This is a genomic window from Halobacillus yeomjeoni (genome assembly GCF_020171525.1).
Taxonomy (GTDB): domain Bacteria; phylum Bacillota; class Bacilli; order Bacillales; family Halobacillaceae; genus Halobacillus; species Halobacillus yeomjeoni.
In genome coordinates this window covers 280579-297078 of record NZ_JAIVAI010000001.1, presented here as the reverse complement: position 1 = coordinate 297078, position 16500 = coordinate 280579, and the positions used below count along the sequence as shown (strand labels likewise).

Genomic DNA, 16500 nt, shown 5'->3' with positions numbered 1-16500 from the left:
TTTTACTTTCGATTGTTTCATTTTCACTGTGACAGCTTCTACCAGCCTTTACAGCACCTTAGGTAAAAAAATCACCAATGCGATAAACACTGAAGCCACCGCACTCACTAACACTGCACCTGCAGCTATATCTTTGATCATACCTGCCATCGGATGCCTTTCCGGTGCTAAATAGTCGATGATCCGTTCTATGCTTGAATTCACCATTTCAAGAGACAGGATGACGGCAATAGTTAAGATGATTACCGCCCATTCCACAGGAGTCAGAGAAAGGATCAAACCTGCAAGAATCGCCAAAAATCCCGCCCCAAGATGGATACGGAAGTTCTTCTCGGTCTTGAATACTTCCTTAATCCCTTTCCAGGCATAACGAAACCCCACGGATTTCTTTTTTGTACTAGGTTCTTTCAAGGCCGAATTCATTCAGAATTTCCTCTTGTCTGTCGAACATGGCTTTTTCATCTTCCTCATTCATATGATCATAACCCAGTAAATGAAGGAAACCATGCAATGCTAAAAATCCTAATTCGCGCTCAAGGGAATGACCGTAGTCCTCGGCTTGTTCTTTTGCTTTATCAAGCGAAATGACGATATCGCCAAGCATTAGAGGCATATCTTCGTTCAGGATTTTCATCTCTCCTTCACCTTCTTCCTGCATAGCAAAAGAGATGACATCTGTGGGCTGGTCCTTTTGACGATAATTTCGGTTAATTTCCTGAATTTCATCATTATCTACGAAACTGATGGAAACCTCTGCGTCCACTTCTATGTCTTCTTTGTCTCCCGCAAAACGAATGACCCTTTGAATCAGATCAACAAATGCTTCATCAACTGAATTGGTTTCATCTTGAAAGTCGATATGAATCATCATGAACCTCCTAATTAAGTTATCTACCTATAAAAGCAGTTCTTCAAATTACAGAGCTGAGCGTATCTGAAACCCTATTCCATTTATTTTGTAGTGTATCCGGAAATGAGGATGTCATCGACGGAGTGAAATAATTCACTTATAAATAACAAATAAGACCCACAGAATGGGCCTTAAGACTGTTCACCTTCATAAGCATGAATGATCCTTTGCACAAGCGGGTGGCGTACTACATCAGTCTGGTCAAGGTGTATGATGGCAGAACCCTTTACATCTTTCAAGCGTTCTTGGGCCACTCGTAATCCAGACTTCACACCTTTAGGCAGGTCCACTTGTGTAATATCTCCAGTAATGATCATTTTAGAACCGAATCCTAGACGTGTCAGGAACATCTTCATTTGCTCAGGTGTCGTGTTTTGAGCTTCGTCCAGAATGGCAAAAGCGTCATCGAGGGTTCTACCCCGCATGTACGCAAGGGGAGCAATTTCAATTGTGCCACGATCAATGAGACGTGCTGTATGTTCGGCACCAAACACGTCATGCAGAGAATCGTATAGTGGACGCAGGTATGGATCGACTTTTTCTTTCAAGTCGCCAGGAAGAAACCCAAGGCTTTCTCCTGCCTCAACTGCAGGACGAGTCAAAATGATCCGTTTGACATCACCATTTTTCAAAGCATTGACCGCCATGATAACAGCCAGGTATGTCTTTCCAGTTCCTGCAGGTCCAATGCCGAAAACAAGGTCATTGTTTTTTATAGCAGAAACATAATTTCTCTGACCTAACGTTTTGACCCTGATCGATTTGCCTTTGGTATTCCGCGTAATTTCGTCTTCGAATAAAGCTTCAAATTGATTGATTTTACCTTTTTTAGCTAATTCAACAGCATAAACGATATCTCTTTCAGTAATCGTCAATCCTTTACGTATAATTGCGAGTACAGAAAGCAGAATATCCTCTACCAACTTCACATGTTCAGGTTGACCGGATACTCTCACGTTTTCACCGCGGGATATGATGGTCACTTGTAATTGTTCTTCAATTTGTTTCAAGTTTCTATCTTCTGTACCGAAAAGCGCAAGCGCTTCCGTCGTATTATCCAATTGTATGTCCATCGTCTTCAAATCTTCTGGCATATTCAATCTCCTTGACTTATATACTTGGTCATTGCGATATTCTCATGAACCTTAAATAAAAGGATTAATTTAACTTTACCATTCTCGCTACGCTGGTGCAAAACTTTTTCATTCATTATTTCTGCGTCAGCCTCCAGGGTCTGCTTAAGACTTTGACGACCAGTATCTATACCTAGTCTCTGCAATTTTTCCCGGGATAATTTCATGGTGCTGTGATCGATCTGATAGAAAGTTGAAACCTGGATTTGTACAGGAAGATTCCATCCCAGGACACTCATTTTTTTGGTTGTTTCTTCTTCCCTTAAGTCCTTCTTAGATTCACCCCACCACCCCCATAACGGAAGTTTCATTTGTCCAATTCGCAACCGATATTCTTTCGACATCGTCCCATCCGTCAATTCAATGACCTGTTGCAATGGAAGATTCTGTTCAACTTTGTACCATGTTTCTGCAACCACTTCACCTTCTGCATGCACATAAATATCTTCATCTTCCACCAATTGACCGGCGGCAAGCCGTTGTCCTTTTTTCACAATTTGATTGACTTCAACAAGAGGACGCCCTTGGGTGATGAAAGTCTTGACAATCATCCCCTTTTTTTGGGCAACTAAATCAGCCGGCTTCAGGTCAAGATCTGTATCGTGCCTGATCTTCTCTACACCATATAAGTGATAACTCGTCCCTCTTTTATTTACCCCTATCCACAGCAAGTCAGGAAGGTCGTCTAACAGTTTGGTCTGGATTTCATTCGGATCATTCATTCCAAATGTCAGTCTTCCTGGATACACCCCATAACTCTTTAATTTCTGTTCAACATTGGCCTGCAGTTCCGGTGTAAGGCCTTCAACACGAATAGACCATAAGGTATTCGCTAATAGGAAAATAAATATCACTGCGATAAAAAATGCCATGAGGAGGGATGTCCGTTGAAACATACGCTTTTGTATGAAAGGCATACCTTTTCCTTCAAGGATAAAAACTTTACACCTATACTTTTTTCTGAGTTTACGGATGGTTGTCCATTCGTTTAATCGAATTGTCATTAATATTTCGTCTTCGCGTACCCATGATATATTCGATATCATACAACCCCTTTTCGTACATGCTTGTAAAAAAGGAGCTATAAGCTTTCCAGAAACGCGGATTTTCATCGTTCCCTTAAAAAAGTCGTGTTGATTTCCCATTCCTCATCCCTCCTTTAAGAATCTGGAAAGAATTCAACCGATTGCAATTCCCCTTCCAGCAGCAGCTCTTCTTTAAGCATCGTTTTCACAACTAATTCTTTTCCTCGTATCCGTACATGTCCTTGTTTATACTGAATCTTAATCTCACGATCTGAAAAATGTAAAAGACCGGTATGATTTTCTATGTAAAAATGGACAGAACCAATTGTTGTTATTCTAGGTAAGTCCAATACGACATCAGAAGGTAAATCGAAGTAACGTCCAACCAAAGTTCGGATTTGCTTCTGCAATTTTGACATTCGATCTCCTCCTCTCTTTTCATTTATACGAAAAACGCACGAATTGTATCACTACAATTCGTGCGTTTTAATTATCTTTTTCTCGGATGGGACTGATGAGGTCTGTAAGCTCTTGGTGAACCTAATACCTCAGACATGATAATCCCTTCCCTGAGTCTCTTTTTATTCAGTTGTTTGAAATCAATCATTTCTAATTCATCTGTTGATTTCTTTCGACTTTTTGTTTGTTTTTTATTTTTGGAGTGACTACTTGTATGAATAGGTTTATTCGGTGTTTCGTAAGAGAAAGTATCCTCGGCTGAAGAACCAATTCCATTTTCCCGATCAGAAACTTCCTCCAACCGCTTCCGTTTTTCTTCATAATAATCATTGATTCTATCCTGCCCTGACTGCATAGCGTCCCCTATGGAACGCTCGACAGGACGCTCTTCTCTTTCAGGAGTGGAAGAAGCTGAAGGAGTTGGGGGAGAAGGGCGTCTATTTGGCTGTTCAGCCTCACGCTCCTTCGACATCCCCCTGAACCAACTGATGATACCTCCAATAATAGCCGCTACAATCAAAAAGTTACTGAATATTAGATCGAAAAGTTCTCCCATGATTATTCTCCTTTGTTAGGTAAAGGGATTAACTTTCTTCACCTTCTGAGTCTTCGCCGGACATTTTACCCAGCGTATTTCTCATATCTGTGTCGGCATTGATGTTCTGATAATTCATATAATCCATAACACCCATTTTTCCTGAACGCAAAGCTTCTGCAAGGGCTTGTGGAACTTGAGCCTCTGCTTCCACAACTTTCGCCTGCATCTCCTGGACGCGGGCACGCATTTCCTGTTCTTCTGCAATAGCCATCGCACGACGTTCTTCCGCTTTCGCCTGTGCAATATTCTTGTCCGCTTCCGCTTGGTCTGTCTGTAGGATAGCTCCGATGTTCTTACCAATATCGATATCAGCAATATCGATGGACAGAATCTCAAATGCCGTACCTGCATCCAAACCTTTTCCTAATACATTTTGTGAAATCAAGTCTGGGTTTTCTAAGACTTTATTATGGTTTTCACTGGAACCAATCGTAGATACGATTCCTTCACCAACACGTGCGATGACCGTGTCTTCCCCTGCACCACCGACAAGGCGGTCGATGTTTGCACGTACGGTAATCCGTGCTTTCGCTTTCACTTCGATCCCATCCATAGCTACACCGGCAATGAATGGTGTTTCAATCACTTTAGGGTTTACACTCATTTGTACCGCTTCTAAGACATCACGACCAGCTAAATCGATAGCTGCTGCACGTTCAAAGCTGAGCTCAATATTCGCTCTTTGTGCGGCAATCAACGCATTGACTACACGGTCGACGTTACCACCTGCAAGGTAATGGCTTTCTAATTGGTTCGTGTTCACATTGACTCCGGCTTTATGAGCTTTAATCAACGGATTGATGACTCTTGACGGTATGACTCGACGAAGACGCATTCCAACCAGAGTGAAGATGTTGATTTTCACTCCTGCAGCTAAAGCGCTGATCCATAGCATAACTGGTATGAATGTAAATAAAACAGCTAATACGATAATGATGACACCGACGATAATCAGTGGCATAAGTTCTTGTAATGTCATTCTTTCTCCTCCTCATTTTGTTCCTCGTGGAACTCTCTGACAACAATTCGTGACCCTTCTGTCTTCAATACTTTGACTCGCTGGTTGGCGGCGATGAAGTTCCCTTCGGTTACAACATCTAAACGCTCTCCATCAAATTCGGCTGTGCCTGCAGGGCGAAGCGGAGTCAAAGTCTTTCCAACCATTCCTATCAGTTCCAACCGCGAAGCGGAAGAAACATACCCCTTTTCCGTAGAAGTAGCATCATTCAAAATGATATGACGGAAAAAGCCTTTTTCCATGCCCAGCGTTTTGAACAGGATGATGGAAACAATAATCGTAACTATCAATGAAATTCCAATACTTAACGCCATATGCCCCATATCTGCAGATGAAAGCATCAATGAAGATACAATCGCTACAATCCCTGCAATACCGGCTATTCCTCCAGGCAGGAACAATTCGGCTATGATCAGAGCGATGCCGAGGACCAGGAGTATGATTGCTTCATATCCAGCTAGCCCGGCGACTATATGGCCATAGAAAAAGAGCACGAGCGACAGCAGACCCATAATTCCCGGAATTCCAAAACCCGGAGAGTAGAGTTCGACCACTAAGCCTAAACTGGCTATCGAAAGTAATATCGGTATAACTACCGGGTCTGTTAAGAATCGCGCCAAGTTTTCTGCAAGTGTCGGGCTTGTTTCGACGATGGTCGCTCCTGATAAATTCAGCTCGTTAAGTAATTCGGTCCGGTCTTCGACAATCCCTTCTGCATATCCGACTTCTTCAGCTTCTCTGGGACCCAAAGTAAGGAATTTACCCTTTCCAGCATTGTATTTCGGTAAATCCACACTACTGTCTGCCATGGCACGGGCATACAATGGATCACGGCCATTCGATTCAGCGGCTGCAACCATTGCAGAAATCCAAGCTGATTGTGCTTTTTTATCAGCTGCCGTCCCATCCGAGTTGATGACACCAGATGCCCCCATCGTCGCTTGCGGTTTCATGTATATCTGATCTGCATTCAACGCGATATAGGACCCGGCTGAATAAGCACGGCTGGTAATGAACGCTGTATTGGGTATGTCCAGATCCTGAAAAATTTCCCCAATATCATTGGCAGCGTCGACACGGCCCCCTGGAGTATCAATTTCAAAAATGATATGATCCGCTCCATTTTCAAAAGCTTCATCTGTAGTTCGCTTTAAAAAAGCCGCCATCCCTTGTTCCACTGTTTTCTTCACAGGTATGATGTATACTTGATCGCCTTCCCCTTCAGCTTTTACAGAATCCCATGCCTGAAAAAGGGAGAAGCTTAAGAGCACCAACAAAAGAAACAGCGAATAAGGACGTTTTTGAGACATCAAGAACAACACCTCCTATCCGTATTCTTTCCATGGAATAGTACATATACGTTATGTATGCCATTTAAGTTTCAAAAAAAATGCAGGTCACACAACATTCTTCTTAATCCAGCCTGAATATAAAAAGACCTCTCTTACAATAAGAGAGGTCTTTAAACTTAAGATAATTGCTGTAGAACAACCTTATTGACCTTGGAGCCATCGGCTTTCCCTTTAACTTTGGGCATGATCGCACTCATGACTTTTCCCATGTCAGCTTTAGAAGTTGCTCCTACTTCTGTAATCGTATTTTGAACGATTTCTTCAAGTTCTTCATCTGTCAGCTGTTTCGGCATATATACTTGTAAAATCTCTAATTCGCGATTGAGCCCTTCTACAAGATCTTCGCGTCCAGCCTCTTTGAATTCTTGGAGGGAATCTTTTCTCTGCTTTACCTCACGAGATAAAACAGTCATTTCTTCTTCTTCAGATAATGAGTCTTTTCCCAGTTTTATCGCTTCATTTTGAAATGAAGCTCTGACCATACGAATCGTGGATAATTTTTCTTTATCCCGCGCTTTCATCGCCAGTTTCATATCCTGGGTCAGACGCTCTGTAATAGTCAATTAAAACACCCTCTTCAATTACTTACGCTTTCTAGCAGCCTCTGACTTTTTCTTACGGCGTACGCTAGGCTTATCGTAATATTCACGCTTACGATATTCGGCTAATGTACCACTTTTTGATACACCGCGCTTAAAGCGACGAAGAGCATCTTCAAGAGACTCGTTTTTACGAACGCGAGTTGTATTTGACATGCAATTTCCCTCCCTCCGAAGCAAAAAAACTGTTTCTCTCGTATGGGAAGGCCCCATACCTTCACCAATTATATTATATGGTGGATGTGTGGTCAACTTTTTTATCGACCTCTTAAAACAGAATTATTAATAAGTTAGATATGATTGGTTTCACCAAAGGCTCTGATAAAGTTCAATTTTTATCCACTACATGTTTTTAGTTCAAGAAGTGAAGTAAACACCAAACACCCTAAAAAAAATGAACCATCCCGCAAAGAATGGTTCATCATTTCAGCCATTAATAATCAGAAGTGCCTTGCTCACCTTTGATGATTGCAATACCTGAGCTTGCACCGATACGAGTAGCTCCAGCTTCGATCATCGCTTTTGCACCTTCGTAATCTCTAACGCCGCCGGAAGCTTTCACACCCATTTCAGGGCCTACAGTTTTACGCATCAAGCTGATATCTTCAACTGTCGCTCCGCCGCCGGAAAAGCCTGTGGAAGTTTTGACAAAGTCTGCACCTGCAGCTTTTGCAAGTTCACAAGCCGTCACTTTTTCTTCTTCACTTAACAGAGAAGTCTCGATAATGACTTTGACAATAGCCTTGTCTTGAGCTTCGCGTACTACAGTTTCAATATCTTCTTTGACATAGTCTGTGTTTCCAGACTTCAATTCACCAATATTGATGACCATGTCGACTTCTGTTGCTCCCTGTTCAATCGCTTGGCGGGTTTCGAACGCTTTCGTTTCTTTTGTAGTAGCACCAAGCGGGAAACCGATGACGGTACAAACTTTCACATCTGTATCCTTCAGTAGTTCATGGCAGTATGTTACCCAGTGAGGATTTACACATACAGAAGCAAATTGGTGTTCTTTTGCTTCCTCACAAATTTGAGTGATTTTATCTTTTGCTGTGTCAGGCTTCAATTGTGTATGATCGATCATTTTCGCTAAATTTTGTTCCATTTCTATTATCAACCTTTCTAATGTATAAGTTGTCCGTACCTCTATTGTATCACAGGAATTGTATAAAACACTAGTTTATCATTCAGGCATTTCTTCCAATTGATAGGAAAGACTGGACAAAAAGTAAAGTGGAGCGGTTTCCATCCTCAAAATTCTAGGTCCAAGGCGAACTGGAGAGAAATTGTGATTCTTCAATTCTTCCACTTCTTCGTCTGCAAATCCCCCCTCAGGTCCAAAAATGATAAGAATCTCATCCCCATCACGAACCTTCTGCAGTTCTCTTGCGAGGGTCTGGCAGGAATTCTGCCTTGCTTCATCCTCATAAGCAATTAAGCAAAGCGTATAGTCTTTTGCTGTTTCCAGAATTTCTTGTAAAGAAGAAGCATGCTGAACCTGAGGAATATGGCTGCGTTCAGATTGTTCACTTGCTTCTTTAGCGATTTTTTCCAGTCTCTGAAGTTTTTTTGAAGCTTTTTTCTCATCCCACTTCACCACAGAGCGCTTCGCTTGGAAGGATATAAATTGATTTGCGCCCAATTCTGTTCCTTTTTGGACAACTTGTTCCATTTTATCCCCTTTACCAAGACTTTGCACAATGGTTACTTTAACAGGCATTTCCCGGTCTTCATGTTCCCATTCCACTATTTCACAACGGACTTGGTCACCACGAACCTCTTTTATTTCACATACGGCAGCTCCCATTGATGGATGGACACAGACGAGTTCATCACCTTCCGTCATACGCATGACACGAGCTATATGATGAACATCATCACCAGTGATCAAAATACTATTTTCTTTCCAATTATCTAACTCAATAAAATACCTTTGCATTGGTGTTCACCTTTTATTCCGGCTTTCTTGCAATGATGCTTACCCAATCTTCCATCCGATTTGTTTCGACGATTTCAAAGCCGGAGTCTTTCAAGCGGTCACGAACTTCTTCTTTCTTACCGGATATAATTCCAGAAGTAATGAAATAACCGCCTGGCTTTACAACTCGATAAGCATCACCAGTAAATTGAACGATGATTTCTGCAAGAATATTAGATACGATCAAGTCAGCCTCCATATCTACTCCATCCAGCAAATCATTCAACTTCGAAGTTACCTGGTTTTCAACACCATTCAACTCTGCGTTAATTTGAGAACTTTTCACTGCAATATCATCTAAATCGTAAGCATGGGCATGACGGGCGCCGAGTAATACAGCTGCAACACTCAAGATTCCTGACCCTGTACCCACATCCAAGACGAGATCATCTTTTTCTAAGTATTGTTCCAACGCCTGTATACTCAAAACGGTTGTTGGATGCGTACCTGTCCCGAACGCCATTCCCGGGTCCATTTCTATGATGATTTCATCACTTGAAACAGGAGTATATTCTTCCCAGGTCGGAATAATAGTGATTTTTTCAGAAATCTTGACCGGCTTATAATACTTCTTCCATGCTGTCGCCCAGTCTTCTTCATTGATTTCACTTATGGTTACATCATTTCTGCCAATATCGATATCATAAGTTCTCAAATTGTTTATGGATTGTTTGATTTCATCAATTGTTTCAGCTAAAAAACTGTTTACAGGAAGGTATGCTTTTACATAGACTCCTTCTTCCGGATAATCTTCTGGATTTAATTCATAAATCTCACCAAGAGGAGCTGTTTCTCTTTCCAAGTCTTTCGGGTCCTCTATGACTACTCCACTTGCCCCTGATTCATGTAATACGTTGGAAACCGGTTCTACTGCTTCGTTTGTAGTATGGATACAGATTTCAGACCATTTCATTGTGATCAACTCCATTTTTTCTGTTTTTCATATCAAAAGAAGGCTCTGTTATAGTCTGTTGTTGATATTTTAAACGAATACTAAATAGTCCCCGTCTGGAATTAGGTATTCGATCCTTTATTTACTCCGAGCATGGGATGGCAGGGAAAACAGTCCGCTTTCCGCGGGGAACGCTGAGACCCCGGAAGGCATCAACCTGAGGAGGCTCACGGTACCCCTCGGAAAGGGAGTCATTCTAAAAGGCCGCCTCATACAAAACCCAGGACCGAAAGAGCTGATATAAGCTCACATGTGTAATAACAACACCAAGCAATAACAGAGCCAAAAAGAAAAGAGTGCCTGCACGAATCTATAGGTAATTCCAGTCAGAACCTGCAAAACCTTCGTAACAGACACTCTCCTTTAACTTAAATCAGTCGCCTTTGAACGCTCGCTTCATACGCTCAAAAAAGTTGCCGTGTTGTTCATCTGTTGCTTCATTTCCACTGATGTCGTTAAACTCTCGCAACAACTCTTTTTGTCTTTCAGTCAAATTCTTCGGTGTGATGACTTTCGTCTTCACATGTTGATCACCTTGTCCTCTGCCATGGACGTTCGGTACACCTTTTTCCTTAATTCGGAACGTTTTACCTGTTTGGGTACCTGCTGGTATCTTCAGCTTCACTTTACCGCGGACAGTCGGAACTTCAATTTCATCACCAAGAGCAGCTTGAGCAAAGGTCAATGGGATGTCACAGAAAATGTGGTCGCCTTCTCGCTTAAAGAATTCATGTGGCTGAACTCGGATGACGACGAACAAGTCACCAGCCGGACCACCATTCACACCGTCTTCACCTTTTCCTTGGACACGGATTTGTTGTCCTTCATCAATACCTGCAGGAATATCAAGATGGATTTTCTTGCGTGTTTTTACGCGGCCATCTCCTCCGCAAGTGTTACATTTATCTTTGATGAATTTACCGCTCCCATGACAATGGTGACATACACGACGGTTCACCACTCGGCCAAATGGTGTATTTTGTTCTTGGTTGATTTGACCGCTTCCTTGACAGTGAGAACAAGTCTCAGGCGTGGTTCCAGGTTTAGCCCCTGAACCATCACATGTATCACACTCTTCTTCTTTCGGAATTTCAATATCCGTGCTTTTACCGAAGATGGCTTCTTCAAATTGAAGAGTCATCGTATATTGAAGGTCCGCACCTTTACGAGGAGCGTTCGGATCTCTGCGGCGTCCTCCGCCACCGAAGAACATATCAAAGATATCACCAAAGCCACCGAAGTCTTCAGCGCCTCCGCCGAATCCCCCGAATCCACCTTGGTTAGGACCTGCATGACCAAATTGGTCGTACTGCGCACGTTTTTGTTGATCACTTAATGTTTCATAAGCTTCTTTAGCTTCTTTGAATTTTTCTGAAGCATTTTCTTCCTCACTGACGTCTGGGTGATACTTACGAGCCAGTTTTCGGTATGCTTTTTTGATTTCGTCTTTAGAGGCATCTTTGGAAACTCCAAGAACCTCATAATAATCGCGTTTACTCACTAGTCGATCACTCTCCCGGGCGCTATTACATAACGTTTATATTAACACTACCTATGACTTTTAAGCAACTGACGTGAAAAAAGTCAAAGTCAAGAAGAACCTGACTTTGACTTTTTCATTCAGCCTTATAATTACTGCTTTTTCTCGTCGTTGACCTCTTCATAATCAGCGTCAACAACATCTTCATCTGATCCGCCAGCTTCTTCACCTTGCTGTGCTTCTGCTTGTTGTTGTGCTTGCTCATAAAGCTTCACAGACAGCGCTTGAACCTGCTCTTGAAGAGCTTCTTTCTTCTCTTTGATTGCTTCAAGGTCTTCACCTTCTAGAGCAGTTTGAAGTTCTTCTTTCGCAGATTCAGCTTTCTGCTTCTCTTCTTCACTGACTTGCTCACCAAGATCTTTGATCGTCTTGTCAGTTGTGAAGATCAGCTGATCCGCTTCGTTACGAAGTTCGATCGCTTCACGCTTCTTCTTATCTTCTTCAGCGTTTTCTTCCGCTTGACGTACCATCTCTTCAACTTCTTCTTCAGAAAGACCGGACGAAGATTTGATTGTGATGGATTGTTCTTTGTTTGTACCCATGTCTTTCGCACGTACGTTCACGATACCGTTCGCATCAATATCGAAGGATACTTCGATTTGAGGTACGCCACGAGGTGCCGGTGGGATATCCGTCAATTGGAAACGGCCAAGCGTTTTGTTGTCTTGAGCCATTTCACGCTCACCTTGTAGTACGTGGATGTCTACAGCTGTCTGATTGTCAGCAGCAGTAGAGAATACTTGGGAATGGCTTGTCGGAATTGTCGTGTTACGCTCGATCAATTTCGTAGTTACGCCACCCATTGTTTCGATACCAAGAGAAAGTGGAGTTACGTCAAGAAGTACGACGTCTTTTACATCACCTTGTAGTACTCCACCTTGAATGGAAGCACCCAGGGCTACTACTTCATCCGGGTTGACACCTTTAGAAGGATCTTTACCAATCTCTTTCTTGATTGCTTCTTGTACTGCTGGAATACGTGTAGAACCACCTACAAGAAGGACTTTATGAATGTCACTTGCACTCATGCCAGCATCTTTAAGTGCTTGGCGAGTCGGTTTCATAGAACGCTCGATTAGATCTGAAGCAAGCTCTTCAAACTTCGCACGAGTCAAGTTCATTTCCAGGTGAAGTGGTCCAGCTTCTCCAGCTGTGATGAATGGTAGAGAAATCTGCGTTTGAGCTACGCCGGATAAGTCTTTCTTAGCTTTTTCAGCGGCATCTTTAAGACGCTGTTTAGCCATTTTATCTTGAGAAAGATCAATTCCGTTCTCTTTTTTGAATTCAGCAACCATGTGGTCGATAATGACTTGGTCGAAGTCATCTCCGCCAAGACGGTTATCACCAGCAGTAGATACAACTTCAAATGTACCTTCACCGATATCCAGGATGGATACGTCAAACGTACCTCCACCTAGGTCATATACAAGAATTGTTTGATCTTGATCTTCTTTATCGATGCCGTAAGCTAGTGCAGCAGCTGTAGGCTCGTTGATGATACGCTCTACTTCAAGACCTGCGATTTTACCAGCATCTTTTGTAGCTTGACGCTCAGCATCGTTGAAATAAGCTGGGACAGTTACAACTGCCTTATCTACAGTATCACCAAGATAGTCTTCTGCGTAGTTCTTGATGTACTGAAGAATGATCGCAGAAATCTCTTGTGGAGTATACTCTTTACCTTCTACTTCCACTTTGTAATCTGTACCCATATGACGTTTGATGGAAAGGATCGTATTCGGGTTGGTAATAGCTTGACGCTTCGCTACCTCACCTACTTGACGCTCACCATTTTTAAACGCAACAGCTGATGGAGTTGTACGGTTCCCTTCAGGGTTAGGGATGACTTTCGCTTCTCCACCTTCCATTACAGCTACACAAGAGTTTGTTGTACCTAAATCAATACCAATGATCTTACCCATGGTTAAATGTCCTCCTTTACAATCTCTTCATTCATCTATTTATTGGTTTACTTTTACCATAGACGGGCGAATGACCCGGTCTTTCAAGCGGTATCCTTTTTGTAGTTCTTCCACTACAATATTGGATTCGTAATTTTCATCTTCCACCTGCATGATGGCTTGGTGTAAATGAGGGTCGAATTCTTCTCCTACAGCAGGAATTTCCTCGACACCTTCTTTTTCAAGTGCTGACTTGAATTGTTGATATACCATTTCCATTCCATCAGCAAAGTTTTTGAAAGAATCTCCATCCACTTCGACCTGCAGAGCTCTATCGAAATTATCCAGTACAGGAATCAGTTCTTCGACTAAGCTTTGGGATCTATATTTCCTATCCGCTTCCTTCTCTTTCTGAGTTCGGCGGCGGAAATTATCATAATCTGCTTGTAGACGAAGGAGACGGTTGTTGATCTCTTCTTTTTCCTGACGAAGAGTTTCAAGCTCTTCATTGTTTTCTTCATTTCCTTCTTCTACAACATCTTGCTCTTCTTGAGCGTCGATGACTTCTTGCTCTTGTTTGTTCTCTTCCATGACTTCCACCTCCTACTTTCCCTTTCACCGTTACTGACTATAACATGAATAAATATCCTGAAAAAGCAATAGACAAAAAGAAGCGATGGGAAAAGTTCCCCATCTTCATTTTTAGCTGATCATTAGTACCAGCCTCGGAAAGTGTTCGTCATGTGCTTAGACAAGACATTCATAAGAGAAAACATTCGATTGTACTCCATGCGTGTGGGACCTAACAATGCAATAGTCCCTACTTGATCGTCACCAAGCGTGTAACTTGCTGTAATCAAGCTGCAGTTCTGCATGGCGTCAAACGAATTTTCCTGTCCGATCTTGACGTGAATCCCTTCCTCTTCTGAACGGAGTAAATCAGCCATTTCATTTTCCTTTTCAATCGTAGCATACAATGAACGGACTTTTTCTAAGTCTCTGAACTCCGGCTGTCTGAGTATATTGGTTTTTCCACCAATATAAAGTTTAGTCGAATGTTCATCCATCAGTGCTGCTTTCAAATAGGAAAAAGCTTTTTCATGATGCTGGGTGTGTTTCTCCAACAAATCGCTGATTTCTGTATGAAGCTTTTCATGAAGCTTCACCAGAGGTACTCCTTGAAGACGGCTGTTAAGAATGTTCACCATCTTCTCCAAGTCTTCAGAAAGGATTTCAACAGGGATGTTAAAGGCACGGTGTTCTACATGCCCTGTGTTCGTAACGAGAATCGCTATTGCAGATTGTGCACTTAAAGGAACAATTTGCAGCTGTTTCAACCTTGTCTCGAATACTTCAGGGCCAAGAATGATAGAAGTATAGTTTGTCAAATCAGACAATATACCCGCAGACTTTTGAACTACACGCTCAAACTCTAACATCTTGTCATCAAATGCGTCACGTATCGTACGGATTTCATCATTAGACAGACTCAGTGGAGAAAGTAAATGATCTACATAAAAACGGTATCCTTTCTCAGAAGGAACCCTTCCAGAAGATGAATGGGTCTTTTCAATAAAGCCCATTTCCTCAAGGTCTGCCATTTCATTTCTGATCGTTGCTGAACTGAATGTCACAACATCCTTTTTTGATATAGAGCGCGAACCCACCGGCTGCGCCGTCAGGATGAAATCATCAATAATGACTTGCAATATGAGCAGTTGTCTTTCAGTTAACATCGATGATCACCTCTGTTAGCACTCGCTTTAACTGAGTGCTAAATCTAATAATAAATTATCAAAAGGGGGTGCAGATGTCAACGGTAAAACCATTCATTTTTACTCATCAATTAAAAATTCTCTGAATACCTCATTTCCTAAGATCCGCCCACGGTCAGTCAATCGCATAAACCCGCTTTTTTCTTCAATCAAATCCCTTTCCATCAGTTCAGGAACCGACGTTCCGAAAACATCTCGAATGGTCCTGCCATACTTAGCATTAAAGCGGTCCAATGAAACACCTTCCGTTTTTCTCAAACCTAAGAACATCTCTTCTTCCATTCGTTCTTTCAATCCAACAGGTTCTTCATGAAGAATCGGTTTTCCGTCAGACATCGCTTGTTTTACATAGGCAGGTAAGGGCCTTATGTTGATCGTCCGTTTCCCTGGAAGGTATCCATGTGCGCCAGCACCAATTCCATAGTAAAATTCATTGTTCCAATAAGTCAGATTGTGTCTGCTTTCAAATCCAGGCTTTGCAAAGTTACTGATTTCATATTGTTCTACTCCGTCTTCGGCTAACTTTCTCTTTAGCATCTCATACATTTCTGCTTCGTCTTCTTCAGGAGGTTTGACTAATTTCCCTTTTTTATACCTTTGATAGAAGACCGTCTTCGGTTCAATCTGCAAAGAGTAAGAAGAATAATGGGGAAGCCCGAACTGCATGGCTTCATCAATCGTCTTTTCAAAATGTTCAACACTCTGACCTGGAAGCCCGTACATCAAGTCGATACTCACATTCGATAAACCTACCTGCAATAGACGATCTACATTGGTATACACATCTTTGACGCGATGCACACGACCTATCTTTTCCAGCATTGCATCATCGAATACTTGTACACCTAAGGAAATTCGGTTGACTCCATATTCTTTCAGCATTTTCACTTTTTCCATATCCAAATCGCCAGGGTTAGCCTCAAATGTGTATTCTTCACAATTTTGTATATCGAAATGATCATCAATCATCTCTAAAAGCTTTTTCAACTGACTATGATTGACGGCTGTCGGTGTTCCACCGCCTACGAAAATCGTTTCTACCTCCGCTTTACCCTCCGGGATATACGTATGGATCTCTTTTTCCAGAGCGACTAAATATTCATCTGCAAGTCTTTCGTTATAAAAGAACTTTGTGAAATCACAATAGTGGCAGATTTGTTGACAGAAGGGGATGTGTATATATGCGGATGGGATGTTCATAGATGTTCCACCTTTCATAAGGAAAACCGCAAGAGTTTCAACTCCTGCGGCTTTATGTGA

The 16500-nt window shown here is 42.1% G+C and carries 18 protein-coding genes; all 18 read right to left on the bottom strand.

Annotated features, from left to right (window positions below):
* Nucleotides 1-48: 48 nt before the first annotated feature.
* The 18 genes from LCL89_RS01475 to hemW all read right to left on the bottom strand — a co-directional run bounded on the left by LCL89_RS01475 (nt 49) and on the right by hemW (nt 16440).
* Nucleotides 49-423 (bottom strand): diacylglycerol kinase family protein, encoded by a 375-nt coding sequence (locus tag LCL89_RS01475; RefSeq protein ID WP_224807310.1) that lies wholly within the window; start codon nt 421-423, stop codon nt 49-51.
* The gene (ybeY, locus tag LCL89_RS01470; protein ID WP_224807308.1) at nt 398-871 is read right to left on the bottom strand and encodes an rRNA maturation RNase YbeY; all 474 of its coding nucleotides are present in this window, start codon (nt 869-871) and stop codon (nt 398-400) included. The genes LCL89_RS01475 and ybeY overlap by 26 nt, the downstream gene beginning before the upstream one ends.
* 170 nt (nt 872-1041) lie before the next feature.
* On the bottom strand, nt 1042-2004 hold the full coding sequence (locus tag LCL89_RS01465; RefSeq protein ID WP_197316495.1) for a PhoH family protein: 963 nt from the start codon (nt 2002-2004) through the stop codon (nt 1042-1044).
* Between the two features lie 2 nt (nt 2005-2006).
* Complete coding sequence (gene yqfD, locus LCL89_RS01460; protein WP_263620629.1) at nt 2007-3188, bottom strand: sporulation protein YqfD; 1182 nt, start codon at nt 3186-3188, stop codon at nt 2007-2009.
* Nucleotides 3189-3202: 14 nt separating this feature from the next.
* Entirely contained in the window at nt 3203-3487 is a 285-nt protein-coding gene (gene yqfC, locus LCL89_RS01455) for a sporulation protein YqfC (protein ID WP_197316497.1), read from the bottom strand.
* 71 nt (nt 3488-3558) lie between these two features.
* Complete coding sequence (locus tag LCL89_RS01450) at nt 3559-4083, bottom strand: hypothetical protein (RefSeq protein WP_224807305.1); 525 nt, start codon at nt 4081-4083, stop codon at nt 3559-3561.
* A 28-nt stretch (nt 4084-4111) separates the two neighbouring features.
* On the bottom strand, nt 4112-5104 hold the full coding sequence (floA, locus tag LCL89_RS01445) for a flotillin-like protein FloA (protein WP_224807304.1): 993 nt from the start codon (nt 5102-5104) through the stop codon (nt 4112-4114).
* Nucleotides 5101-6453, bottom strand: coding sequence for an NfeD family protein (locus LCL89_RS01440; protein ID WP_197316500.1), 1353 nt, complete (start codon nt 6451-6453; stop codon nt 5101-5103). The genes floA and LCL89_RS01440 overlap by 4 nt, the downstream gene beginning before the upstream one ends.
* A 158-nt stretch (nt 6454-6611) precedes the next feature.
* Nucleotides 6612-7058, bottom strand: a complete 447-nt coding sequence (locus LCL89_RS01435) for a GatB/YqeY domain-containing protein (protein ID WP_197316501.1) — start codon at nt 7056-7058, stop codon at nt 6612-6614.
* An 18-nt stretch (nt 7059-7076) separates the two neighbouring features.
* Entirely contained in the window at nt 7077-7250 is a 174-nt protein-coding gene (gene rpsU / locus LCL89_RS01430; RefSeq protein WP_035546781.1) for a 30S ribosomal protein S21, read from the bottom strand.
* 277 nt (nt 7251-7527) lie between these two features.
* Nucleotides 7528-8199, bottom strand: a complete 672-nt coding sequence (gene deoC / locus LCL89_RS01425; RefSeq protein WP_224807302.1) for a deoxyribose-phosphate aldolase — start codon at nt 8197-8199, stop codon at nt 7528-7530.
* 78 nt (nt 8200-8277) lie between these two features.
* Nucleotides 8278-9033: a 16S rRNA (uracil(1498)-N(3))-methyltransferase gene (locus tag LCL89_RS01420; protein ID WP_224807301.1), complete on the bottom strand. Its 756-nt coding sequence runs from the start codon at nt 9031-9033 to the stop codon at nt 8278-8280.
* Between the two features lie 13 nt (nt 9034-9046).
* On the bottom strand, nt 9047-9985 hold the full coding sequence (gene prmA, locus LCL89_RS01415) for a 50S ribosomal protein L11 methyltransferase (protein ID WP_224807300.1): 939 nt from the start codon (nt 9983-9985) through the stop codon (nt 9047-9049).
* Nucleotides 9986-10397: 412 nt separating this feature from the next.
* Complete coding sequence (dnaJ, locus tag LCL89_RS01410; protein ID WP_224807299.1) at nt 10398-11525, bottom strand: molecular chaperone DnaJ; 1128 nt, start codon at nt 11523-11525, stop codon at nt 10398-10400.
* Between the two features lie 131 nt (nt 11526-11656).
* Complete coding sequence (gene dnaK, locus LCL89_RS01405; RefSeq protein ID WP_224807298.1) at nt 11657-13486, bottom strand: molecular chaperone DnaK; 1830 nt, start codon at nt 13484-13486, stop codon at nt 11657-11659.
* Nucleotides 13487-13525: 39 nt separating this feature from the next.
* A complete protein-coding gene (gene grpE / locus LCL89_RS01400; protein ID WP_224807297.1) occupies nt 13526-14056 on the bottom strand; it encodes a nucleotide exchange factor GrpE in 531 nt (176 codons plus the stop codon).
* A gap of 122 nt (nt 14057-14178) precedes the next feature.
* Nucleotides 14179-15201 carry a heat-inducible transcriptional repressor HrcA gene (hrcA, locus tag LCL89_RS01395; protein ID WP_197316508.1) on the bottom strand — a complete coding sequence of 341 codons (1023 nt, stop codon included), beginning with the start codon at nt 15199-15201 and terminating at the stop codon, nt 14179-14181.
* A gap of 99 nt (nt 15202-15300) precedes the next feature.
* Nucleotides 15301-16440 (bottom strand): radical SAM family heme chaperone HemW, encoded by a 1140-nt coding sequence (gene hemW, locus LCL89_RS01390; RefSeq protein ID WP_224809524.1) that lies wholly within the window; start codon nt 16438-16440, stop codon nt 15301-15303.
* Nucleotides 16441-16500 lie beyond the last annotated feature (60 nt).

Bases quoted from the DNA above. Each gene is read 5' to 3' on its own strand.
- deoC (WP_224807302.1), bottom strand. From the start codon at position 8,199: ATGGAACAAAATTTAGCGAAAATGATCGATCATACACAATTGAAGCCT.
- yqfD (WP_263620629.1), bottom strand. From the start codon at position 3,188: ATGGGAAATCAACACGACTTTTTTAAGGGAACGATGAAAATCCGCGTT.
- LCL89_RS01440 (WP_197316500.1), bottom strand. From the start codon at position 6,453: ATGTCTCAAAAACGTCCTTATTCGCTGTTTCTTTTGTTGGTGCTCTTA.
- dnaK (WP_224807298.1), bottom strand. From the start codon at position 13,486: ATGGGTAAGATCATTGGTATTGATTTAGGTACAACAAACTCTTGTGTA.
- LCL89_RS01475 (WP_224807310.1), bottom strand. From the start codon at position 423: ATGAATTCGGCCTTGAAAGAACCTAGTACAAAAAAGAAATCCGTGGGG.
- floA (WP_224807304.1), bottom strand. From the start codon at position 5,104: ATGACATTACAAGAACTTATGCCACTGATTATCGTCGGTGTCATCATT.
- LCL89_RS01420 (WP_224807301.1), bottom strand. From the start codon at position 9,033: ATGCAAAGGTATTTTATTGAGTTAGATAATTGGAAAGAAAATAGTATT.
- hrcA (WP_197316508.1), bottom strand. From the start codon at position 15,201: ATGTTAACTGAAAGACAACTGCTCATATTGCAAGTCATTATTGATGAT.
- yqfC (WP_197316497.1), bottom strand. From the start codon at position 3,487: ATGTCAAAATTGCAGAAGCAAATCCGAACTTTGGTTGGACGTTACTTC.
- prmA (WP_224807300.1), bottom strand. From the start codon at position 9,985: ATGAAATGGTCTGAAATCTGTATCCATACTACAAACGAAGCAGTAGAA.
- LCL89_RS01450 (WP_224807305.1), bottom strand. From the start codon at position 4,083: ATGGGAGAACTTTTCGATCTAATATTCAGTAACTTTTTGATTGTAGCG.
- ybeY (WP_224807308.1), bottom strand. From the start codon at position 871: ATGATGATTCATATCGACTTTCAAGATGAAACCAATTCAGTTGATGAA.
- rpsU (WP_035546781.1), bottom strand. From the start codon at position 7,250: ATGTCAAATACAACTCGCGTTCGTAAAAACGAGTCTCTTGAAGATGCT.
- hemW (WP_224809524.1), bottom strand. From the start codon at position 16,440: ATGAACATCCCATCCGCATATATACACATCCCCTTCTGTCAACAAATC.
- LCL89_RS01465 (WP_197316495.1), bottom strand. From the start codon at position 2,004: ATGCCAGAAGATTTGAAGACGATGGACATACAATTGGATAATACGACG.
- grpE (WP_224807297.1), bottom strand. From the start codon at position 14,056: ATGGAAGAGAACAAACAAGAGCAAGAAGTCATCGACGCTCAAGAAGAG.